This window comes from Veillonella sp. 3891 (genome assembly GCF_003992315.1).
Taxonomy (GTDB): domain Bacteria; phylum Bacillota; class Negativicutes; order Veillonellales; family Veillonellaceae; genus F0422.
Genome location: NZ_RQVE01000012.1, coordinates 1 through 23,254, shown reverse-complemented (window position 1 = coordinate 23,254; position 23,254 = coordinate 1). Strand labels below are relative to the sequence as shown.

Genomic DNA, 23,254 nt, shown 5'->3' with positions numbered 1-23,254 from the left:
AGGGGGTGCTAAGATGACAACATTTGGAAATATCATAACAGCAATGATCACTCCTTTTACTGACGATGGTCATGTAAATTTTCAAGAAGCATTACGTCTAGCTGGACACCTATTAGACAATGGTTCTGATGGCTTAATTGTATGTGGTACTACTGGTGAAGGTCCAAATATTGAAGATCGCGATAAACTTGAGCTATTTACATTAATCGCTAAAGAGTATGGTCATCGTGCTACCATTATTGCAAATACAGGTAGTAATTCTACTAAAAAGTCGATTGCTTTAACGAAGGCTGCTAGCCATACTGGTGTTCATGCTGTGATGACTGTGGTGCCATATTATAACAAACCGAATCAAGAAGGTTGTTATTTGCACTTTAAGGCTATTGCAGACAGTACTGATTTGCCTGTTATGCTATATAATGTACCTGGACGTACTGGAGGCCGTATAGAGCCGAAAACTGTGGCCAGATTGGCAAAAGAATGTGCTAATATTACATCTATTAAAGAAGCTACGGGGGATATCAAAATCATCCAACAGCTTCATGAACTACTACCAAATAATGATTTTATGATTTATTCTGGTGATGATGCATTAACATTAGATGTATTACAAAATGGTGGAGTAGGTGTTATTTCTGTTTCCTCTCATATTGTAGGTAAAGAAATGCAAAAAATGATAACTTTATTTAAAGAAGGCAAAGTTAAAGAAGCAAGAGCTATTGAACTTTCAATAGTACCTATTCTAAAAGCTATGTTTATTACCACAAATCCGATTCCTGTTAAATATGCGATGAAACAATTAGGTTTCAGTACAGGGCCTTTATTGTTGCCATTGTGTGATCCATCTGTAGAAGAAGCACAAATTATTGATGCAGCTATAGAATCATATAAATAATAAAATTTAAAATAAAAAAGATAGTAGTCCTAGTAAAGACTACTATCTTTTTTATTATAATAGATTAAATATGGTCACGAATAAGTCCAATTACACGGCCTTCAATTACACAATTTCGTGTAATGATAGGTTCAAACTCTTCGTTTTCTGGCATTAAACGAATATGATCAGATTCTTTATAGAAGCGCTTTACTGTGGCTTCATCATCAATTCGAGCTACTACAATATCTCCATTATTAGCGGTGGATTGATTACGTACAATTAGCAAGTCCCCTTCGTACATCCCAATATCACGCATAGACTCACCACGAACACGTAATAAGAAACATTCAGAGCTACCTAATAAAGCAGTAGGTAAAACGAACTCATCTTCGCGATTTTCAATAGCTGTTACAGGAAGACCTGCTTGTACAGTGCCAATTAATGGGACACGACGAAGACCTGCCTCTAGGAAGTTAAATTCGGGACTTGAAGTAACCTCGTGGGTTTCTTCATCCATTTCTAAGGCAGGTACATCAGGCATATTTACAACGGTGATAGAGCGATTTTTATTAGCATCACGAGTAATATAGCCAAATTTTTCTAATGTATTTAAATGGCTCTGAACAGTAGAAGTGGAGCTTAAGCCCATATGATCACCGATTTCACGAACACTTGGGCAGCGATAGCGCTGTTGTAAACTTTCAATAATGAAATCTAAAATTCTTTGTTGTTTGCTATTTATATCAGTTGCTGGACGTCTCAAGGGAATAACCTCTCATTCTACAGTATTATTGAACTATGTTTATATAAATCTATTATAATTATAATATCGAAAATTGTCAAATATGCGTTCTAAAAAATTATACTTGACCGAACATTTGTATGTGTGTTAAAATATGAACATAAACAAACAGATGTACTATTTATTTTGTTCGATATTATTAGAGAGAGGTATATATTATGAATAAAATATTTTCTATTTTAGTAATGGTAGCTATGGTATTTGTAGTAAATGCTATGATTAATACAACAACATTAGAGATGGATACTCAAAATATTAAATCTGTACAAGTAGATGCTGGAGATACCTTATGGAGTATCTCAGAAAAAGCATTGGCTCAGACAGAAGACATTGATATTCGTGAGTATATCGTAGCTATTGAAGAAATTAATCACTTACAACATGGTAAAGCTTTACGTGCTGGTGAAACTTTGATGATTCCAACATTAAAAGAAAAAACTATGTTCGGTTTTATTACAGCTTGGGCAAATAATTAAATTATAGAATTCGTATATTCGAGAAATTATGTAAGCATACATATTGAAATATAGAATAAAAAGACTGCATATCCTATGTATTATTCATGGAAATATGCAGTCTTCTTTTATTTTGTCTTGTTTTGGTGTAAGAAATAAACCTTTTTAGTTTCTGTATTATATAGTGTATATATTATTATGTAGTTCCCCATATAGGCTCAGTATACATAACGCATTCAAATTGTAGATAGATAATTAATATGGTACTATTTACGATTAAATATAGAAGAAATAGGGTTATCTACAAATTTATTGGCTTCATTAATATAGCGACGAACCATATTGACACTGTGATGTCGAGTCTGTTTCATAATATTACGTTCTTCAACGCCATAATGGGCAGCTGTAGTAGCAAAGCCATGACGTAAACTATGAGCCCCATATAAGGATGGATCTTCACCGATGGCTGCCATGTAGTATTTAACAATATCTGCAATACTTTTATCGCTGATAGCAGTTTTACGTATACTCATACTTTTTGTAAATCCTCTAAAAATTGGTCCAGTTGTAATGGGAACAAAACGTAACCATGCTTTTACAGCTCTTACAGCACATAAATTTTCATTATCTATATAAGGTATAGCTACTATAGCACCTTGACCTTCTTGGTCGGCTTTTGAGCTTGAAACAAATATTTCTAAGCCTTGCGGTAGAAACTTCAAAGATTCTACCGTTAAAGCCGATAATTCACTGCGCCGAAAAGCGCCCATAAAACCTAATAATAAAATAGCTTTATCACGAAGCTTTTGTATAGGCGCCATATCTGCGGTTTCCATATACTCCATAATATCCATAAGATCATCGAGCAGTACAGGCGTTTTACCTTGCTGATAGGTCCCTAAAGATCGACGTATACCTCGCATTGCTTGTTTGACGATAGGAGCGCTACAAGGGTTACTTTCAATACCAGAAGCATTAAAATTTTCCGATAAGGCGCTAATACGACGTGATATGGTATTAGCCTTAGCATAGTCAGCTAAATCATTGATATAATTGACGATAATTTCTGGTGAGCTAGGAAAAAAGGATTCCTGTTTATGTTGACACCAATCGACGAAATCCATCCAGTCAGATTCGTAGGCATCTACAGTATTTTCTGCTTTAGATAATAAAATACTAGACTTAGCCTTGTCACTAAGCTTAGAGTTATTCATAATCTCTTTATAATTACGTAAATAGAAGTGTGTATTAGATTGAGTCATAAGCGCCTCGAATGTGCTATATAGAGTATTAGGACCTATATAGCTATTTTTAACCAAAAAATTACTTCCGATAATATATCGTTATCGGAAGTAATTATATCATAAGCCAAAATAAATGGCAAATATGTTGTTTTATAAGCTTTTTAAGAACTCTTTCAATACATTCCAAGTAGTAACAAAACTTTCTAACTCCATACGTTCTGTAGGTGCATGTAAGTCATGAATGTTTGGCCCAATGTTAATAGCATCTACAGGGCCTTGTAAATTATCTAACATGTAGCCAACTTCAAGACCTGCATGGATCACATTGAACTGTAAGTCTTTAGCGCCTGTCACAGATTCATATGCCTTTTGATAGGCTTGTTGTAATGGACTATCAACTGTTGGTAGCCAGCCTGGATACGGGCTTTCAAGGGATGTCGTAGCACCATGAGTTTCTGCCAATTGCACTAAGCCTTTATAATGAGTCTCTAGGTTCTTCGTATCTGTACTGCGTACTTGCATTTTAAGGTAAACAGCATCATCTGCCATACCCAAAACACCAATATTATTAGAGTACCATACTTCATCCGGATTGCCAGGAGCATGTTGTAATACGCCTTGTTCAATTCCTTGAATAAGAGCACATAGTTTTTGTACAGTGTCACCGCTGAAAGCTCGTTCCATAGTGATGGCTTCTAAATCTAATTCCACTAAATCTTCACGATTTACTTTAGGTACAACAGATAAAGATATTGTCATACTTTCACCAGCCGATGCATAGTGAGCATTCCACTTATCTTGTTCTTCTTGTAAAAGAACTTGTACATACGGCACATCCTGTAAATGTAGATACACATCCGCATAAGCACGTAATGGAATTGCATTCGGTGCACTGCCACCGCTTACTTCAGTGATGCGAATGTTATGTTCCCCTGTGATGCGTTCTAATACCTTAGATAGGATGTAAATGGCATTACCCCGTCCTAAATGGATATCACAACCAGAATGACCACCTTTCAAGCCTTCAATGGTAATTCTGCGCTTGGTCATTTCATTATTCACAGATACGGGAACAATCGGTAATGTCACCGTAGATCCATGGCCGCCAGCACTGCCAATGGTCACCTCATTGATACTTTCCCCATCCATATTGATGAGACGTTTACCTTGTAAATGGCTGTAATCTAATGTTTTCACACCTTTGAAAGTAGTTTCTTCCTCAACTGTGAATACTACCTCTAACGGAGGGTGTGGAATCGTTGTAGACCCTAAGACAGCCATACCATAAGCCACTGCAAAACCATCATCTGCGCCTAAGGTAGTTCCATTGGCATGTAAGATACCATCCTCTACATGCAAAGCGATAGGACTGTTAATAAAGTCATGCTCTACAGACTCTAATTTAGTGCACACCATGTCCATATGACCTTGTAAAATCACTGGTTCATGTGATTCATATCCCTCTGTACCAGCTTTTTTAATGATTAGATTATATTGTTCATCTTGGAACACATCTAAGCCCAAGTTTAGAGCCCAGTTTTTAATATAATTAGAAATAGCTTGTTCATTACCAGATTTTCTAGGAATATTAGCAATTTCTTGAAAGTAATGCAGAATATTATCTACATTATATTGATTCATGATAGTTTGTTCTATTGACACTTGTTCCTCCTAGATTAGTCAATATTTGGCCAACCTAATTCTTTACCGCCCAACAAATGTGCATGTAAATGGAATACAGTTTGACCTGCTTTCGCGCCTGTATTTAATGTTAAGCGATATCCATCAGCGGCAAGACCTAATTCTTTTGCAACCAATTTAGCAAAGGGTAAGATACCTTCCACATAGGCTTCATTATTTTCATTTAAATGAGCAATATTAGATACATGATTCTTAGGAATGATCAACACATGAACTGGCGCCACTGGAGCAATATCATGGAATGCTAAGAATTTGTCATTTTCTAATACAACCTTAGCTGGAATTTCTTTATTAATAATTTTACAAAATAAGCAATCTTCTTTCATGGGAATCCCCTTTCTCATATGATGTATTGTACTTAAATTTATATATTTACTATATCAAATATTTTCTATGTAGTCTATTATTTCTTTCTAAATATATCAAGAGTCTCACCCTCTTCATTTTTCCAAGCAGTCCAACCATTTGTAGACAATCCCCTTACTAAAGTTGCAGCAGCGTATGGAGATTTACACACTATATCCTCTATTAATATACCATTTTTTATCACAGCTGATTTTCTTAGCTCATTAGCATAGGAATAATTAGAAGGAGGACACGAACTACCTTTTAATACAGTAAATGTACCATTATCCACCAACATTTTACCATATATAGATCCAATATCTTTTCTTTTTTGATCGATATGATATAATCCATCAGGAATATTTTGATAACTTTGATTTTCTAAATTATCAGCTCTAGCCTTTGTTGCATTATCAAATACAACATCTTTACCTTGATCTGTAGGATAGACCTGCTTTCCATCAAAGGAAGATAATAATTGGATAACTAACTCTATATCAAGAGCAAATAGTTCTGTATTATGAAGTCGACTTTTACTAAATATATCATCTAATAAAAGTTCTTTTTCATCATAATCATCTACTTCAATTGCAAATTTCCGTTTTAAACCTACTACATTTCGATATCCATTATTCTCTAATGTATTCATTCTAGATTCAAAGTTATCAATACCAGTCTTACCTATTTTTACTAGTCCATCTACGACTGTTGTCATTACATATAAAATTCCTCTTGCCATATATCCTCCTAATATAATAAGTAAGTACTGATATTTTATAAGAAAAATTAGATACTAATTTCCACTAGCACCACATCACTATGTACTTCTGTGACGGTTCCATCTACAATATCCCCTACGTTGAAAGTATGCTCTTGTTTAGGTATTTTACTATGTACATATTCATTAGTTAAGCCATAATAGTAAAAGTCATCGCTTTGTTCGATGAGAACCTTAACTGGTTGGTTGAGGAACCGATTGGCATAGGCTTTAAAACCTTCTTTACCAAGTTGGTTTAATAAGGCAACACGAGTTTTTTTGATGGCTTCTGGTACTTGGTCTTCCATCTTGGCAGCTGGTGTACCTTCTCGAATGGAATATGGGAACGCATGGATATGAGTAAATCCAACTTCTTTTACTGTGCGCATGGTTTCCTCAAACAATTCGTCTGTTTCCCCAGGGAATCCGGCAATAATATCTGTCGTAATTGATAAGTTCGGAATGCGACTGCGTAAATACTTCACCAAGTCTTTGTATTGTTGCAAATTATAGTGACGGTTCATAGATTTCAATACCGGATCAGACCCTGCTTGTAACGGTAAATGTAAGTTAGGGCATACACGAGGGTTGGTTGCCATTAACTCAATTAATTCTTCCGATACTTCTACAGACTCAATAGAACCAAATCGAATGCGTTCTAAGCCATCAATGGTCAATAATTCACACACAACACGGCCTAAGGTTGGTCGTTCAGGTAATTCAATACCGTAGTTACCGAGATGTATCCCTGTGAGCACCACTTCTTTATACCCGTAGGCAACAAGACGCTTTGCTTCTTCCACAATATCTTCTATTTTTCTAGACTTTAACTTTCCTCGCGTATAAGGAATGATACAGAAAGAACAGAAATTGTTACATCCTTCTTGTATCTTCATGAAAGCCCGACATTTTTCGATTTCATTGCCGAATAAAGGCATTTCTTCAAATGTGGACTCTTCCATGACATTACGAACAATAGAAATTTGTTCTTCTGTAGATGGAATATTTTCCACTAATTCCACAATCTTATTGCGGTTCGCCGTTCCGATGACAAGGTTTACCCCATCAATAGCAGAAATTACTTCTGGTGCTAATTGGGCATAACAACCTGTTACCACAATAAATGCTTCTGGATTACGGCGTTTCGCTTGTCGAATTAATTGGCGTGATTTTTTTTCTCCCATGTTCGTTACGGAACAGGTGTTAATCACGTAAATAGCGGCTTCTTCGTCAAAGCCTACAGGTGTATACCCTGCTTTTATAAATAAACCTTTCATGGCGTCCGTATCATATTGATTCACACGACACCCTAAGGTAGTAAATGCTACTGTCTTCATGAGACTCCTAATCTAGTAATTCATATTGAATCATACTTACAGCACCTAAAGCTGCAGTTTCAGCTCGTAATATAGTCGGTCCTAGGCTAACCTTGTATCCACCACAGGATTCTAATAGTTCCATTTCATTTGCACTATAGCCACCTTCTGGACCAATACAAATTGCGATAGTATGGTATGAATTCGTATGTAACTGTGTTTGTAAAATATCTTTAATCGTTTTGTCATCTTCTCGCTCATAGGCACCTAACAAGAGCACTCCCTCATCAGATTGTAATGTTTGCAGTACCTCGGAAAGTGTCTGTTCCACCGTCAACGTAGGTACATCAGGGCGTCCACATTGTTGGCTCGCTTCTACGATAATTTTTTCCCACCGGCTTTTCTTGGTACTTAATTTTTTAGCATCATATTTTGCTACACAATGAACCGAAGATACACCGTAGATGTGATGAACGTTTAATTCTGTAGCCTTTTGCAATAGAAACTCAAACTTATCACCTTTTAAAAAGGATTGAATCAATACTACCTTCGTAGCAACTGTAGATACATCAATGATTCGTAGTCGTTTCGCCATATATATATCGGACTCCTCAGAGTCCAATACATATTCACCCGTATGCCCTTCATGATTGCTGACAATAAAAGGTTCCTCTTTCGAATGGCGTAACACATGAAAGAGATGATGCGCTGTATCTGCTGGTAACTGAATACTTTCATCTATAATGCCATCAATAAATAGTTTTTTCATATACATCCTAACTTATACTAAGGCAAAGGTATGCCAAGGCCCCTCTACCATTTCTTCTAGAATTGACCAGTGTTTCGTAATGTATGGCATAATTTCATCATACCGATCATCCACGATACCACTTATTATTAGTATACCATTATCGTGCAATTTTTCCCTAATCATAGGCAACAAAATTTTTAATGGATCCACCGTAAGGTTTGCTAAAATGATATGGGCTTTTCCGTGAAAGTCATCGCTTAAATTACCATGAATGATAGTAGCATCTATGCCATTATGCTCACAGTTTTTCTTCGCTTGTATAGCTGCCTCTTCTTCTAGGTCAATACCTACCAACTTAGGAATTCCTAGATGATGAGCCGCCATCAATAAGATACCCGTTCCTGTACCAATATCTAAACATACTTGATCTGTTAGATCTACAGGAATATGACCTATACATTTACCAAGTAAGGTTGCACAATTTCTCGTTGTTTCGTGGTCTCCTGTACCAAAGGATAGCTTTGTATCCATAGTCATCACTACATCTTGTTCCGTAGCAAGTGGATCGGTAGAGGCATCATAGCTTTGCCAAGCAGGACAAATCACAAGGTCTGGTAACAATCGGGTAGGCATAATATATTGTTGCCAACTATGATACCATTGCTCATCGTCTAGAGTTTTACAATCCATATTTTCATAAGAAATATTAGCACTTTGCAATGCTGTTTTTAGTATCTGTGCCCATTCTATCTCACTATGATCTGTCCCTAAATAGATGGTCACACGACTTAAGTTAGGGCTATTTTCAATTGTTTCTTCTATGTATCCATTACTTTCTATATCATTAAAAATGGCAGCCATTTCATCAATGACTGCCACTTCTACAGTAATGGATATTTCTATCCATTTCATAGATGACTCCTTACTGGTCAAGTATTATTCTTGTCCAAATAACTGTTTCACCTTATCACTTAAATTTTCTAATATGCTTTTGTTCACTTTCAATGTGTTTACATCTTCTTTGTTTTCTGCAGCAAACTCAACTAACAATTGACGTTGCTTATCTGTCAACTTCTTAGGCGTTTCTACAGTGACAACTACATGTTGATCACCACGTTGGCTTGGTTGACGTAAATAAGGAACACCTTGTCCTTTAATTCTGAAAGCAGTACCAGTTTGTGTACCTTCAGGGATCTTAAGCTCTACTTTTCCTTCTAATGTAGGAACTTGTATAGTAGCGCCTAGTGCAGCTTGTGAGAAAGAGATAGTTTGACGAAGTACAACATCGTTACCACTACGTTCAAACTCCTTATCTCTGGCTACAGAAATATACACATACAAATCGCCTTTAGGGCCACCTAATGTGCCTGGCTCACCTTCACCGGACACACGTAAGCGTGCACCATCATCAACACCAGCAGGTATTTTAATTTCAATATCACGACGTTTGAGAGACTGTCCTTGACCACGGCATACTTTACAAGGTTTTTCAACAATTTTACCTTGTCCACCACATCGAGAGCATGTGCGAACTGTTTGCATACGACCAAATGGCGTGTTTTGAATAACAGCCTCTTGTCCGGAACCATGACAGTTTGGACATGTTTCTACTTTAGAACCAGGCTCACCACCTGTGCCATGACAATGATCACACTCTTCATGGCGCTGTACATTGACTTTCATCGTTGTTCCAAATACAGCATCACGGAAGGAAATACGTACGTCTTGGCGTAAGTCGGCACCGCGTTCTGGACCACGTTGACCACGGCCACCACTGCCACCAAACATATCAAAGATATTACCAAAAATATCATCAAAGCCACCAGCACCGCCGAAGCCACCAAAACCACCGCCGCCAAAGCCACCACCAAAACCACCAGCGGAGTTTCCTCCGCCAGCAGTAAAGGCATCATGACCATATTGATCATATTGTGCTTTTTTCGTGTCATCAGACAAGACTTCGTAGGCTTCATTCACTTCTTTAAAGTTCTTTTCTGCCTCTTCTGGATTGTCTCGATTTACGTCTGGATGGTATTGACGTGCTTTCTTACGAAAGGCTTTCTTAATTTCATCTTGGGATGCATTTTTGTTGACGCCAAGGACGTCATAATAATCACGAGCCATTACCTATGTCCCTTCTTATTATTTTTTGTCTTCGTCAACTACAGTGTAGTCAGCGTCTACTACATTATCATCTTGCTTAGGAGCTTCTTGTCCGCCTTGTTCGCCTTGAGCTTGCGCCTGTTCGTACATTTTAGAGGACAATTCGTATAAAGGAGCTGTCAATGCTTCGCTATCCGCTTTGATTTTTTCAATATCCCCAGACTCAATAGATGCTTTTAATGTTTCTGTCGCTTTTTTCACAGCTTCTAATTGCGCTGCATCAGCTTTACCTTCGAAGTCTTTCACTGCTTTTTCAGCTTGGTATACCAAGTTGTCAGCATTGTTTTTTACTTCAACTTCTTCTTTTTTTGCTTTATCTTCAGCTGCATGTGTTTCAGCTTCTTTTACCATGCGATCGATTTCTTCGTCGCTCAAGCCAGAAGAAGATGTAATTGTGATTGCTTGTTCTTTACCAGTGCCAAGATCTTTAGCTTTTACATTTACGATACCATTCGCATCGATGTTGAAAGTAACTTCGATTTTAGGTACTCCACGAGGAGCTGCTGGGATACCGGACAATTCAAAACGGCCCAATGTTTTATTCGCTGCCGCCATGTCGCGTTCCCCTTGCAATACATGGATATCAACGGAAGGTTGGTTATCTGCTGCTGTGGAGAATACTTGAGATTTAGAAGTAGGAATTGTTGTGTTGCGATCGATAATACGAGTGAAAATACCACCCATAGTTTCGATACCTAAAGACAATGGAGTTACGTCAAGTAACAATACGTCTTTCACTTCACCTACTAATACACCACCTTGAATAGCAGCACCGATAGCTACACATTCATCAGGATTGATGTTTTTAGTTGGCTCTTTACCTAATTCTCGTTTAATAGCTTCTTGTACTGCTGGAATACGAGTGGAACCACCAACCAATAATACTTTATCGATGTCGGATGCAGACAAACCAGCATCTTTCATTGCTTTACGAGTAGGCTCGATAGTTGCTTCTACAAGGTCACGAGTCAATTCATCAAATTTAGCACGAGTTAATGTTACGTCTAAATGTTTAGGACCTGTTGCATCAGCTGTGATGAATGGCAAGTTAATTTGTGTACTTGCAACGCCAGACAATTCAATTTTAGCTTTTTCAGCAGCTTCTTTTAAACGTTGGTCAGCTAATTTGTCATTGGATAGATCGATACCAGTTTCTTTTTTGAATTCGCTGATTAAGTAATCCATAATGCGTTGGTCAAAGTCGTCACCACCTAAATGGTTGTTACCAGATGTTGCCAATACTTCGAACACACCTTCCCCTAATTCAAGGATGGATACGTCGAATGTACCACCGCCAAGGTCGAATACAAGGATTTTACCATCTTCACCTTTATCTACGCCGTATGCTAAGGCAGCTGCTGTAGGTTCGTTGATAATACGTAATACTTCTAAGCCTGCTACTGTACCAGCGTCTTTTGTCGCTTGACGTTGAGAGTCAGTAAAGTAAGCAGGAACAGTGATAACTGCTTGTTTTACAGGTTCGCCCAAATGAGCTTCTGCATCAGCTGTAATTTTTTGTAGAATCATAGCGGAGATTTCTTGTGGTGTATAGGATTTACCTTCTACATTCACTTTGTAATCTGTACCCATATGACGTTTAATAGAAATGATTGTGTTTTCAGGGTTGGAAACCGCTTGACGTTTAGCCAATTGACCTACTAAACGTTCGCCATTTTTCGCGAAACCTACTACGGAAGGAGTTGTTCTAGCTCCCTCTTGGTTTGTAATAACAGTTGGTTCGCCGCCTTCCATCACTGCGAAACAAGAATTTGTAGTACCTAAGTCAATACCAATTACTTTTGCCATTTAACATGACCTCCTAATACTTCTTCTAATATGTTAATTATAATTATTTATTACTTATCCATTGTGAACTACTTTCACCATCGCTGGACGTACCACACGGCCTTCTACAGTATAACCAGTTTGTAGTACTTCACACACTGTGTCATCTTCCATATCTTCTGCTGGCACACGCATGATAGCTTGGTGGTAATTTGGATCAAATGGTTGTCCCACAGCTTCGATGACTGCTAATCCTTGTTTGGAAAGGCTTGCCATCAAGCTTTGGTGAATCATTACAAATCCATCCATGAAAGGCTTTGTTTCCGGCGTTTCCGGTGCTGAAAGTGCTCTTTCAAAATTATCTAACACAGGGAGTAAATCTTCAATAACATGAGATTTAACAAAGACCCCTAGTTGTTCTTTTTCTTGGTTCGTACGACGTCTGAAGTTTTCAAAATCTGCTTGCAAACGCATGTATCGTTGCTCCCATTCTTTCGTAGGATCTACTGCTTCAGGAGCTTCTTCTTCCAAAACTTCCACTTCAGGAGTGACCGTTTCTTCTTGTTTATTTTCTTCCATACTTCACCTCTTTACAATATTTATCGTTTTCCTTGTAACTCTTCCATACACTTATTAATATAAGCGAGAATACCCATAATACGTCCATATTCCATTCGTGTAGGACCTACAATGGCGAGGGTACCTACTTGATGAGGAACATTGAAACTTGCTTGGATGACGCTAATATCTTTTACCAGTTCATTAGAATGACCTATTTTTACATCGATAGGACTACTAGAGTTTGGTGTTAATAATTGGGTTAACTCATCTTGTTGTTCTAGTAAAGCTAACAGCGGTTGGGCCCGTTTAATATCGTTAAACTCTGGCTGTTCTAATAGGGATGTAGTTCCTATTGTATAGAATAATTTACGTTTAGCAATGGCTCGATATAATGTGTCGCAAAAAATGACATACGTTGTATCTTGTAAATCTAAGGTTAACCGCATTTTGTCTAAGTTTTCTTGCGTAATATCCTGGATGGATACATCGTGAAGCACACTATTAAAACGATGTGCATGCATAGCTAATTCTTCTGTATTAATAGGCTCTGTAAAATAGATTGGTTCATTATCCAAAGCACCTGTATTCGTTACCACCACCATGACCGCTCGATGTTCATCAATAGGAAGAACATGGATATAGGTTATAGTAGATGAATCATGGGCGGGAGCTAAAAACATACTCACATTATGACTTATCCGAGAAATGAGCTTTGCTATCTCTACGAAGAAATCATCTAGTTCTTGTTGATGAGCCTGCCATAACTCTCGAATTACAGGAATATCTTCAGCAGCATCGTCTTCAAATCCTTGTAAGGTATCTACATAGTATTGATAGCCTTTAGCGGAAGGTATGCGACCTGCTGATGTATGAGGTTGTTCAAGAAAGCCAAGATCTTCTAAATCAGCCATTTCATTTCGGACCGTTGCAGGACTGATACCTAAATCATAATTCTTTGCGATCGTACGAGAACCAACAGGTTCGGCTGTTTTAATGTAATCTTGAATGATAGCCCGCAGAATGCGTTCTTTCCTTTCATCCATAGTATCACCTCGTTATTATTAGCACTCACTAAGGTTGAGTGCTAACTACAAGATATATAGTATCACATTTACAACATATGTCAAGTGAAAAATTGGTGAAAGTTCAGTAAATACCGTATTAGTCAAAAAAACAAACTTTTTGATTGTTTGGTTTGGTGAGGTATGTCATAGTGTGATTTTAGCAAAGGGAAGAGCACGGCACATTCCTCCACAAACTGATCCTACGGTAGGTTTGCTCCGGAACATGCCGTGCCCTTCTGGGATTATCATCAATTAGTATAGTAACTTAACATACCTCACCAACGCATCCAATTGGGTGGAAGATTGGGAGCGAGCGTCGTATTGATCCTCTACGTCAGCTCTTATATAGTGCATTAAATTGGCATACTCAACCAACACATCCAATCTGGTGGAAGTTTGAAGACGAGCGTTGCTGTGATTCTCTACGTTAGTTCTTACATAGTACTTTAAATAGACATACCTCACTAACGCATCTACTCGGTGTGAGATTAAATCGATGTATTCCCCCTTTTAAAATTGTATCGTCATAGAATTGATAGTATAATGATATTACGATTATATATTGGCATCTATTAAGATATTAGGTTTTGTAAGATGCTAGGACTTAGCTTAATCTTGTTTTAATTAATGATTTCTGTAAAGGAAAGGTAGTATATGAAATTTATTGTATTACAACGTGATGACATTGAAAATTTTATACATATTGAGCATGCACAGGTTTATGATTTAATAAACGAAGAACATCATAACGAATTAGCACAGATATTGGACTACACCAATCACATGGAGCAATTACAGTTTATAAAAAAAAGCAGTACACTCCTACCTAGAGGACTACGACTGCTGTATATTCCACCCTTGGAAGAACTTGGTATCACTACAGGTGAAACTTCCATATCATTAGAATGGACTGGATTAGAAGAAGATACGTTATACATCATACAAGATGAAGAACCATTAAAACTACGTATTACGAATCCTAAAGCTGGAGTGTATTATAAAACCATTAAGTAGTAATCTATTCCCATTAGGAACGCAGTTAAGCGTAGTAGCCTGTGGCAAATTTTACTAACTAAATAACACAAGTACTAGAAGAGCACGGTGTGCTCCGAACAAACATTATGAAATACCGTTTGTGAGGAGTATACCGTGCTCTTCCTTTTGTTATATTCAGTTTAATTAGCCACAGGATACATAGCATCACAAGTGACGTTTTACTGGAATGGATTCCCCAACCGCTGTAACACATGCTCGAACTTTTCTTTTGGTTTCGCATTGGTGCTATACCATTCTAAGAGCTCCGAGATTTTTTGTTCTGCTTCTTCCGGAGATAATCCTTCTAGCAAGGTAATTGCTTTTCTAGGCAAGGCACCGCTTGTGCCACCTGCTACTAAGGTAAAGCCATTGGGTTTTCCCACTAGGCCGATATCTTTAATCATAGATTCTGCGCAGCATCGTGGGCAACCACTGATGCCGATGCGAATTTTATTCGGCATATCTTTGCCATAGTGTTTTTGGTCTACCATGGTCGCCATCGGAATAGTTTCCATAAGGGCATGGCTACATCCATCTGTACCTCGGCATGCCACGATAGAGTTCACCGATTTATGTTGTACTTGCACCACACCTTCTGGTAAGTCCTCAAGGATAGATGCTTTTTGTTCCTTTGTAATATCATAAATTTGGATGCCTGTTGGAACGATACGGAACTTTCCATTATGTTCTTTCGCTAGGCTAAAAATTGCCTCCAGTTGTTCGTATGTGAACTCACTGAATAAGGCATGTAAAATAACTGCTGTTTTCATAAAACTCTCCTAAATTAACTGTATGGGCGTACATTCCTACTTAGGACGTAAGGAACTGACTAAACACATAATTGCCGTGCTTGGCCCCTTCCTTAGTGAGACGATATGCATCATCTTCATAAACAAGCAATTGTTTACGCATTAGATCTGCAATGACAGATCCATATATATTGTGAAAGTCCAAATTAAATCGACTTTCAAACAAACTAGGTACTAAGCCCCACTTCGTGCGCAACGCAAGAAAGCTAAAATCTTCATAGTCACGTGGACTCATGATAATTTCTTCCTCTATGCAAGGACTTTCACCCATTTCAATCTTATGGATGTAAGGCACCACGTAAGGGGTATTCTGAAAGCGCCGATTCCCCACAAAGGAATGGGCACCTGCACCAAAGCCGATGTAATCAGCGCCATGCCAATATTTGATATTATGACGACTGAAAGCCCCATCTTTACCAAAACTAGCAATTTCATATCTATCGAACATCTGTTTTTCTAACCCTTCCACAAGGTAGTCGTACATCTGTTCGCATATATCTTCAGACGGTAATGTAACCGAATGGTCCATGACTTGGCGATGCAATAAAGTACTAGGTTCCACTTGCAGGCCATAGATAGAGATGTGATTTATGGGCAAAGACTGAATAATATCTAGATTATAAGAAATGTCTTCCAATGTTTGCTGCGGTAATCCATAGATCTGATCAATGCTAATATTGCGGAATCCTACGTCATAGGCATCTAATACAGCTTGCTGTGCCATCTTTGCCGTATGAGTTCGGTGCAATACACGCAAATGATCATCGCAAAATGTTTGCACACCGAAACTAATACGGTTGATACCAAGCTCATATAAGTGTCGCAAGTATTGTCTATCTACTTCACCGGGGTTAGCCTCTATGGTAATTTCCACATCGCTACTAATCGTATATGTTTTGTACACTGTCTCTAATATACGATTCAATTCCTTAATAGACAACACAGTCGGTGTTCCACCGCCGAAGTAAATCGTATCGAAGGGCGCTGTCCCCAAGAAGGCCTGATTAGATTCAATCTCTTGGCGCAACGCATAGGAGTACACATCAAAGTAGTCTTCTAATCCTTGGTACGAAGGGAAATCACAGTAGGTACACTTTTGACGGCAAAAGGGAATGTGGATATACATTCCCCTATGACCTACTGGAATACGAGTTGTATTCATTAGTTTTCTACTTTCAAAATCGCCATGAACGCCTCTTGCGGAATCTCTACAGACCCTACGGCTTTCATGCGTTTTTTACCTTCTTTTTGTTTTTCTAGCAATTTGCGTTTACGGGAAATATCGCCACCGTAACATTTTGCCAATACGTCTTTGCGCCAGGCTTTTACCGTTTCACGAGCTACAATTTTTGTGCCTACTGCCGCTTGGATTGGAATTTCAAAGTTTTGACGTGGAATCAATTCTTTCAATTTCTCAGCGAGAGCACGGCCACGTAATTGAGCGCGATCTTTGTGAACGATAATACTCAAGGCATCGACAGGATCTCCATTTAATAAGATATCCATTTTCACCATTGGAGATTGTTGGTAGCCAATCAATTCATAGTCCAAGGATGCGTAGCCTTTCGTAGCAGATTTCAATTTATCGAAATAATCGTAAATGATTTCCCCTAGTGGCAAATGATACACGATGGATACACGGCTTTCATCAATGTATTCCATGCTGATGTATTCCCCACGTTTGTCCTGTGAAAGTTCCATAATGGCCCCTACATAGTCTTTTGGTACGATAGTTGTAGCCTTTACATATGGCTCTTCTATATAGTCAATTTCAGTTGGTGGCGGTAATTTAGCAGGGTTATCCACCTCGATAACTTCTCCATTTGTTTTGTATACCTTATAGTTTACGCTTGGAGCCGTCGTAATCAAGGATAGGTTATACTCCCGTTCCAATCGTTCTTGGATGACATCCATGTGTAACAATCCAAGGAAACCGCAACGGAATCCAAATCCTAGTGCCAAGGATGTTTCTGCTTCGTATTCTAAAGCAGCATCATTTAGGTTTAATTTTTCTAAGGCATCCCGCAAGTTTTCGTAATCTTTGGAATCTGTTGGGTAAAGACCACAATACACCATAGATACGGCTTTGCGGTATCCTGGTAATGGTTCTTCAGCTGGATTATCTGCTTTCGTGATGGTATCCCCTACACGACAGTCTCGAACATTTTTAATACTTGCCGCTACACAGCCTACAGAGCCACATGGTAGCTCTTGCACTGGTAATAAATGCGGTGTAAATACACCTAATTCAGTAACCTCAAAATCCTTAGAACTGTGCATCATACGAATGGTATCTTTTACTTTCAAAGACCCTTCTTGCACACGTACGTATGCAATGGCACCTTTATAAGAGTCAAAACGAGAGTCAAAAATTAAGGCACGTGCTGGTTTATCAGAATGATCTGGTGGTGCAGGAATTTTCTCTACAATAGCTTCTAAGATATCCTGAATACCAATGCCAGACTTAGCACTTGCCAAAATAGCATCAGATGCATCTAAGCCGATAACGTCTTCGATTTCACGTTTCACACGCTCAGGATCTGCACTTGGCAAATCAATTTTATTAATGACAGGAATGATTTCCAAATCATGTTCCAATGCCAAATAGACATTGGCCAAAGTTTGCGCCTCTACACCTTGTGCAGCATCAACCACCAACAAGGCTCCTTCACAAGCTGCCAAGGAACGGGATACTTCATAACTGAAGTCAACATGACCCGGTGTGTCGATTAAATTTAATGTATATTCTTGTCCATCTTTTGCAGTGTGCAATAAACGAACAGATTGAGCTTTAATCGTAATGCCCCGTTCCCGTTCTAGGTCCATAGAGTCCAATACTTGGGCTTGCATTTCCCGTTTTGTCAAAGAACCAGTTTCTTCGATGAGACGATCCGCTAAGGTAGACTTACCATGGTCAATATGAGCAATGATACAAAAATTACGAATATGTGATGTACTCATGACTTCCCTTTCTAACAAACAATATCTATTACACCACCACCGAGAACTCGACTTCCCTCATAGAATACGACGGATTGCCCCGGTGTAATGGCGCGTTGTGGTTCTGTAAATGTAACTTTCATCGTACCGTCCTCTGTGAAAGTAACAGTACATGGTGATGGTTTAGCGGCATACCGAATCTTACCTTCCGCTTGCAATGTTGTGGGTACAACTCCGTCTAAGAAGTTATAGTTTTTACACAACATCGTGCGAGAGAATAAACTTTCATTAGGACCTACGATAACCTCATTCGTTTCGCCATCTAATTTCACAACATAGAGAGGGTATGCATAGGCAATGCCCAAGCCCTTACGTTGTCCGATTGTATAATTGTATAAGCCATTATGCGTGCCTAACACTTCACCATTTTCATGGACAATGCGCCCTGATTTAGGTTTCGTTTTCGATGTTTTTTCAATGAATCCTTGGTAATTGTGATTTGGCAAGAAACAGATATCTAAACTATCTGGTTTATCCCATACAGGTAATTCTTTTTCATGTGCCATCTCACGAGTTTTCGTTTTTGGTTGATTACCCAAAGGGAACACTAAATGTTTCAAGATATCTTGGGTTAACGTGTATAGCACATAGCTTTGATCCTTCGTTGGATCATCACCTTTATGCAATTCATAACGCTGTGCAGCCTCATTGTACATGACCTGTGCATAGTGACCTGTCACCATGTGGGTAGCCCCTAAGGATAAGGCCCGTTGTAACAGCAAATCGAATTTAATATTGCGATTACAGAACACGCATGGATTCGGTGTACGTCCATTGGAATATTCCGTGATAAAGTAATCCACTACATTATCTTTGAAAATATCTTTCGCATCTACCACATGATGTTCAATACCAAGAAAATCGCACATCTTCTTCGCATCCACCACAGCTTGCGGAATTTCGTCTTCCTCCGTGTCGCTGACCCATAAACGCAAGGTAATACCAAATACTTTATACCCTTGATCTAATAACATTGAAGCGGTTAAAGAACTATCCACGCCACCGCTCATAGCAACTGCATATACTTTGTCCATATTATCTCCTACCATCAAATTGATACATCAAAACAGATTGAAAGTCTGAAGATGTATAATTGAACAAAAAATTATACTTATACATATCACTACATTATACCGTACTTTCTAGGTATTTTACAAGAATCTGGGGCATGGAACAGCCTATTTTCTCTATGGTTATTTCCGCTACTAGTTACCAATAAAAAGTATTTCATATGGTTCAAATATTGCTCGCGGTAAATATATCTTTTTAAAGAACAAATTATTGTTAGCATAGATCATTGAATCTGATTGTTTATATACATTAGTATGTTTTAAGTCAAAATATTCATCATATACTTTGAACAGTACAAATTGATTACTATACACTCCTTGAAATCGATACACTGTATTAAATCCCCAAAAGTCTCGCTCATGTTTTTGTATCTGCCAACTATTTAATACATATTCACCTTTTTTCAAAGTGCCTACCACATCATCTGAATATACTCTAGTGCCATACTCCTCATATTCTATAGTTAAATCGTCATTCTGAAATAACACTTCTTTTTTTCCTTGGGAATTTGTTTCTTTATATACAGTATCACTAAAAGGCACTTGAGGGGCCCCTTTAAATTCTGTTCTAGGTGGATGTTTTTCAATACCATCATAATCTATTGGTTTTATATCATCTATTGTTTCATACATTATATTGTCTAGGGGAATATGATATTGTAGATCATATTGACCTTTCCCAAACTCATAATCCTTCATATAAATACATCTATAATTAATTTGTAAGTTATTTCCCATTAAATATAGTTGCTCTGTACTAACACCCTTGACACCCACAAGAGGTATCTTACGGATAATCGTATTGCTATCCAAATCAAATACGACTAGCTGCGCTGCATCTACATAATTGACGATAAATAATAATTTTCCATCAATCTCGACCGAATTAGAAACATCTATCATCGTCGGATTTTTCCAAAGTACTTCTGATGCCCCATCCTTATGCATACGTTCAATCTGCTTGTCATATGTATTATAAACAATATATGTACTGGGTCCGAATACATTAAATTTTAACTGTGTCCAGTAATAGGTATTAAAGAATATTATTCCTATCATTGATAATAATAAGAATAAAATAGCTAGGATTCTTAGATTACGTGCTTTCAATATTCCATTTAATTTAGTGTTTATAGCCAACTTGCGTTTCCCCCTTCTTAAGCTAATTAGTCATTATCGCATCGATATAACTATATTCGTTAGGTTGAAGTCCAAATAGCAATTCCCCTATCTCTATCTCTTTTTTCATTTCATCTCCAACTACATCTATACACACCTTATAATTTATTTCTTGTTGTCTTTCATATCCTTGGCTTTCCAATATCTCTATAGTTTCATAATACATCTTTGCAGTAAAATCTAATAACACCTCTGCATCTTCAGAAAATGTATTTCTTTTGATACTAAATGTATTAAACTCATTATCCTGTACCGTTACTGTTTGGCGTACTTGTATATAAAATGTTTTTATATACAAGGATATATATAGATATGTTGATGATACAACCTGAATATCTCCCTCATTAGTGCAACAAGTACCTATATGCCATACATGACTTTGCGCTTTATCTGGTAGCTGACATCCACCATATTCTTTACATAAATCCCCTACTTCTTCAAATGTTTGAAAATGTATATATTTAGGAATTCTTTCATCCACAACATAATTCCCGTTTATGAATTTACTGTGATTTGCTAAATGTATGATTTCTTCTGCAATATTGCTTAGAGATTGATCAATATCCATTGCAATGTTACCATTAGCATCACTATATTCCTCACCATAACACAATATATGTCCCAAATAGTGTTGACCTCCTAAAAACTCCTTAGCTGATTTTGATGCATTAATAGGTACCAAAGGAATCCTTTTATATATGTCAACAGTAGACATGTAAATATAGCCATATAATTCCAATAATTCTACAATATATTGTCTTTCATTTGAATAATCATTAAAAACATCATTTGTGGTTATTGCATATAAACTAAGGCTATCAAATAATATGCCACTCTTTTCACGATTACGTAGGATCATTTCATATTCATAATATATTTCATAATATGGGGACTTTGGATAAACTTTAACCTTCATAGTAGTCATTAATGTATCACAATCATTAAGAGTTGATTTTACCCCCTTATATTGCATAAGCAATTCTGGACCAATGCTACTTACTATATAATCTTTAAGTCTACAGTCTACATATAAAAAATCAAATAACTGTTGATTTTCTGTTTTGCTCATAATTTCATTTCTATCTCTAACACATGGGGTCAGTAAAACTTTCATTATATTACCTTTACTATTGGTCTTATATATACTTTTAAAAGTTTAAACTTACAACAACTTACACAGGATGTATATACCTCAATACCAATAGAATCATAAAAGAAATATTTCAAAAAATGGGGTAATCTTTAAAATTTTGCATATTCATTTTCTGGTACAATATTCGCTATCTTCTCTTCAGACAAGTTAGGACTCTTAATTCCTAATTTTTCGTAAGACCAAAGGTCAAAGAGTTCATTGTCATAGGCTTGTAATGCTAATACATCGTAACCAAAGTTATTGGAAATATGCATTTCTTCATCTAACATATAGGAGAACACCGTCCACGGTTCAAGGTGACATGCAATAAATGCATTTCGCATATAATTCGACCACAATGCCATTTGTCCCATCGTAGCATCATAAGTAGCCTTAGAAACTACCTTACGGTCTATCATTTCCTCAAAAGTGAGGTATTCACCATCGACAATGATATACCCTAGTTGACGACATACCGTTCCATCATTCTCTACATATAGGTATACTCGATGAAATGTACCTGGCAAGATAGAATACAAAATATCATAACTATTTTGAAGATATTGTGGAATTAAATCGTGGATATCTTCTCCTGTAAATTCTATAGCTGGATCTACATCAACCATTTCCTCTACCTCCTCTTCAATAAACTGAGACATATCTATGTGCATAGTCCCTGTGATACATCCCTCATGGGGGGCTACTGCATGCGTGTGCAGTGGTTCCCCATCTGGGGAGAAATATCTCTCTTCCCAAGCATTTACCAAAGCTAGTTCATCAGTAAAATTATCTTCTGTGATATTGTCATATACATAAGAGAGTTCGCCGGTAGAAATATTAAATATACAATCTAAGGATGTATATTTTTTTCCTAAAATTGTATGCATACTATTAAACTCATCAGACCAGTCCCAATAAAGAGCTGCCACTCTGAAATCATTAATACCAGCAAATTTTGATTGTATATTTCGTTCTTTAATCCATGTATTATCCGCATACTCAATATAGATATTTAATTTTTTCTTATTACAAATTGTATCCAAATGAAAATACATGTTTTTGCAGTCCTTAGAAATAAAATCTCTCAAATAAATTTCTTTTTTCTTAATTATATTATTCAAAATGTTAACTAAATTAATAGTATCAAGCCTATTCTTGAGTATTTTTTCTGGAATGATATTTAGTTGTTTTACTAAACTAGATACTTC

Annotated in this window: 22 protein-coding genes; 3 read left to right on the top strand and 19 right to left on the bottom strand. The window is 37.3% G+C overall.

From position 1 onward, the window contains the following. Positions 1-13: 13 nt before the first annotated feature. Positions 14-895, top strand: a complete 882-nt coding sequence (dapA, locus tag EO118_RS06825; protein ID WP_127069235.1) for a 4-hydroxy-tetrahydrodipicolinate synthase — start codon at positions 14-16, stop codon at positions 893-895. Between the two features lie 64 nt (positions 896-959). Here dapA and lexA read toward each other — a convergent pair whose 3' ends face one another. Then, positions 960-1,640, bottom strand: coding sequence for a transcriptional repressor LexA (gene lexA, locus EO118_RS06820; protein ID WP_126940308.1), 681 nt, complete (start codon positions 1,638-1,640; stop codon positions 960-962). 197 nt (positions 1,641-1,837) lie between these two features. On the opposite strand from lexA, the gene EO118_RS06815 reads away from it, so the two are divergent. Further along, positions 1,838-2,155 carry a LysM peptidoglycan-binding domain-containing protein gene (locus tag EO118_RS06815; protein ID WP_127069234.1) on the top strand — a complete coding sequence of 106 codons (318 nt, stop codon included), beginning with the start codon at positions 1,838-1,840 and terminating at the stop codon, positions 2,153-2,155. Between the two features lie 245 nt (positions 2,156-2,400). Here EO118_RS06815 and EO118_RS06810 read toward each other — a convergent pair whose 3' ends face one another. The 11 genes from EO118_RS06810 to hrcA all read right to left on the bottom strand — a co-directional run bounded on the left by EO118_RS06810 (position 2,401) and on the right by hrcA (position 13,800). Further along, positions 2,401-3,396: a site-specific integrase gene (locus tag EO118_RS06810; protein WP_127069233.1), complete on the bottom strand. Its 996-nt coding sequence runs from the start codon at positions 3,394-3,396 to the stop codon at positions 2,401-2,403. Positions 3,397-3,528: 132 nt separating this feature from the next. Continuing rightward, positions 3,529-5,040 (bottom strand): beta-Ala-His dipeptidase, encoded by a 1,512-nt coding sequence (gene pepD, locus EO118_RS06805; RefSeq protein WP_127069232.1) that lies wholly within the window; start codon positions 5,038-5,040, stop codon positions 3,529-3,531. A 14-nt stretch (positions 5,041-5,054) separates the two neighbouring features. Next, a complete protein-coding gene (locus EO118_RS06800) occupies positions 5,055-5,405 on the bottom strand; it encodes a histidine triad nucleotide-binding protein (protein ID WP_009352788.1) in 351 nt (116 codons plus the stop codon). A 77-nt stretch (positions 5,406-5,482) separates the two neighbouring features. Then, positions 5,483-6,163 carry a DUF4357 domain-containing protein gene (locus EO118_RS06795; RefSeq protein WP_127069231.1) on the bottom strand — a complete coding sequence of 227 codons (681 nt, stop codon included), beginning with the start codon at positions 6,161-6,163 and terminating at the stop codon, positions 5,483-5,485. A gap of 47 nt (positions 6,164-6,210) precedes the next feature. Further along, complete coding sequence (gene mtaB / locus EO118_RS06790) at positions 6,211-7,518, bottom strand: tRNA (N(6)-L-threonylcarbamoyladenosine(37)-C(2))-methylthiotransferase MtaB (protein ID WP_127069230.1); 1,308 nt, start codon at positions 7,516-7,518, stop codon at positions 6,211-6,213. Positions 7,519-7,525: 7 nt separating this feature from the next. Continuing rightward, a complete protein-coding gene (locus EO118_RS06785) occupies positions 7,526-8,266 on the bottom strand; it encodes a 16S rRNA (uracil(1498)-N(3))-methyltransferase (protein ID WP_127069229.1) in 741 nt (246 codons plus the stop codon). 12 nt (positions 8,267-8,278) lie between these two features. Continuing rightward, positions 8,279-9,160: a 50S ribosomal protein L11 methyltransferase gene (locus EO118_RS06780; protein WP_127069228.1), complete on the bottom strand. Its 882-nt coding sequence runs from the start codon at positions 9,158-9,160 to the stop codon at positions 8,279-8,281. A 24-nt stretch (positions 9,161-9,184) separates the two neighbouring features. Continuing rightward, positions 9,185-10,372, bottom strand: coding sequence for a molecular chaperone DnaJ (gene dnaJ, locus EO118_RS06775; protein WP_127069227.1), 1,188 nt, complete (start codon positions 10,370-10,372; stop codon positions 9,185-9,187). 18 nt (positions 10,373-10,390) lie between these two features. Then, the gene (gene dnaK / locus EO118_RS06770; protein ID WP_127069226.1) at positions 10,391-12,217 is read right to left on the bottom strand and encodes a molecular chaperone DnaK; all 1,827 of its coding nucleotides are present in this window, start codon (positions 12,215-12,217) and stop codon (positions 10,391-10,393) included. A 54-nt stretch (positions 12,218-12,271) separates the two neighbouring features. Further along, positions 12,272-12,775: a nucleotide exchange factor GrpE gene (gene grpE, locus EO118_RS06765; protein WP_127069225.1), complete on the bottom strand. Its 504-nt coding sequence runs from the start codon at positions 12,773-12,775 to the stop codon at positions 12,272-12,274. Between the two features lie 20 nt (positions 12,776-12,795). Beyond that, the gene (gene hrcA / locus EO118_RS06760) at positions 12,796-13,800 is read right to left on the bottom strand and encodes a heat-inducible transcriptional repressor HrcA (RefSeq protein WP_127069224.1); all 1,005 of its coding nucleotides are present in this window, start codon (positions 13,798-13,800) and stop codon (positions 12,796-12,798) included. 675 nt (positions 13,801-14,475) lie between these two features. Between hrcA and EO118_RS06755 the strand changes: the two genes are divergently transcribed. After that, positions 14,476-14,835 (top strand): hypothetical protein, encoded by a 360-nt coding sequence (locus EO118_RS06755; RefSeq protein ID WP_127069223.1) that lies wholly within the window; start codon positions 14,476-14,478, stop codon positions 14,833-14,835. Between the two features lie 200 nt (positions 14,836-15,035). On the opposite strand, the gene EO118_RS06750 is transcribed toward EO118_RS06755, so the two are convergent. From EO118_RS06750 to EO118_RS06720, 7 genes are all read right to left on the bottom strand, one after another. Beyond that, a complete protein-coding gene (locus EO118_RS06750) occupies positions 15,036-15,626 on the bottom strand; it encodes a nitrite reductase (protein ID WP_127069222.1) in 591 nt (196 codons plus the stop codon). Positions 15,627-15,666: 40 nt separating this feature from the next. Then, entirely contained in the window at positions 15,667-16,827 is a 1,161-nt protein-coding gene (gene hemW, locus EO118_RS06745) for a radical SAM family heme chaperone HemW (protein ID WP_164723912.1), read from the bottom strand. Beyond that, positions 16,827-18,626 (bottom strand): translation elongation factor 4, encoded by a 1,800-nt coding sequence (lepA, locus tag EO118_RS06740; protein ID WP_127069221.1) that lies wholly within the window; start codon positions 18,624-18,626, stop codon positions 16,827-16,829. The genes hemW and lepA overlap by 1 nt, the downstream gene beginning before the upstream one ends. Before the next feature lie 11 nt (positions 18,627-18,637). After that, positions 18,638-19,699: a tRNA 2-thiouridine(34) synthase MnmA gene (gene mnmA, locus EO118_RS06735; protein WP_127069220.1), complete on the bottom strand. Its 1,062-nt coding sequence runs from the start codon at positions 19,697-19,699 to the stop codon at positions 18,638-18,640. A 171-nt stretch (positions 19,700-19,870) separates the two neighbouring features. Beyond that, positions 19,871-20,875: a hypothetical protein gene (locus tag EO118_RS06730; RefSeq protein WP_127069219.1), complete on the bottom strand. Its 1,005-nt coding sequence runs from the start codon at positions 20,873-20,875 to the stop codon at positions 19,871-19,873. A 22-nt stretch (positions 20,876-20,897) separates the two neighbouring features. Beyond that, positions 20,898-22,028 (bottom strand): hypothetical protein, encoded by a 1,131-nt coding sequence (locus EO118_RS06725; RefSeq protein WP_164726253.1) that lies wholly within the window; start codon positions 22,026-22,028, stop codon positions 20,898-20,900. A 128-nt stretch (positions 22,029-22,156) separates the two neighbouring features. Beyond that, the coding region (locus EO118_RS06720) for an immunity protein YezG family protein (protein ID WP_206168410.1) at positions 22,157-23,254 on the bottom strand (1,098 nt) is incomplete at its 5' end.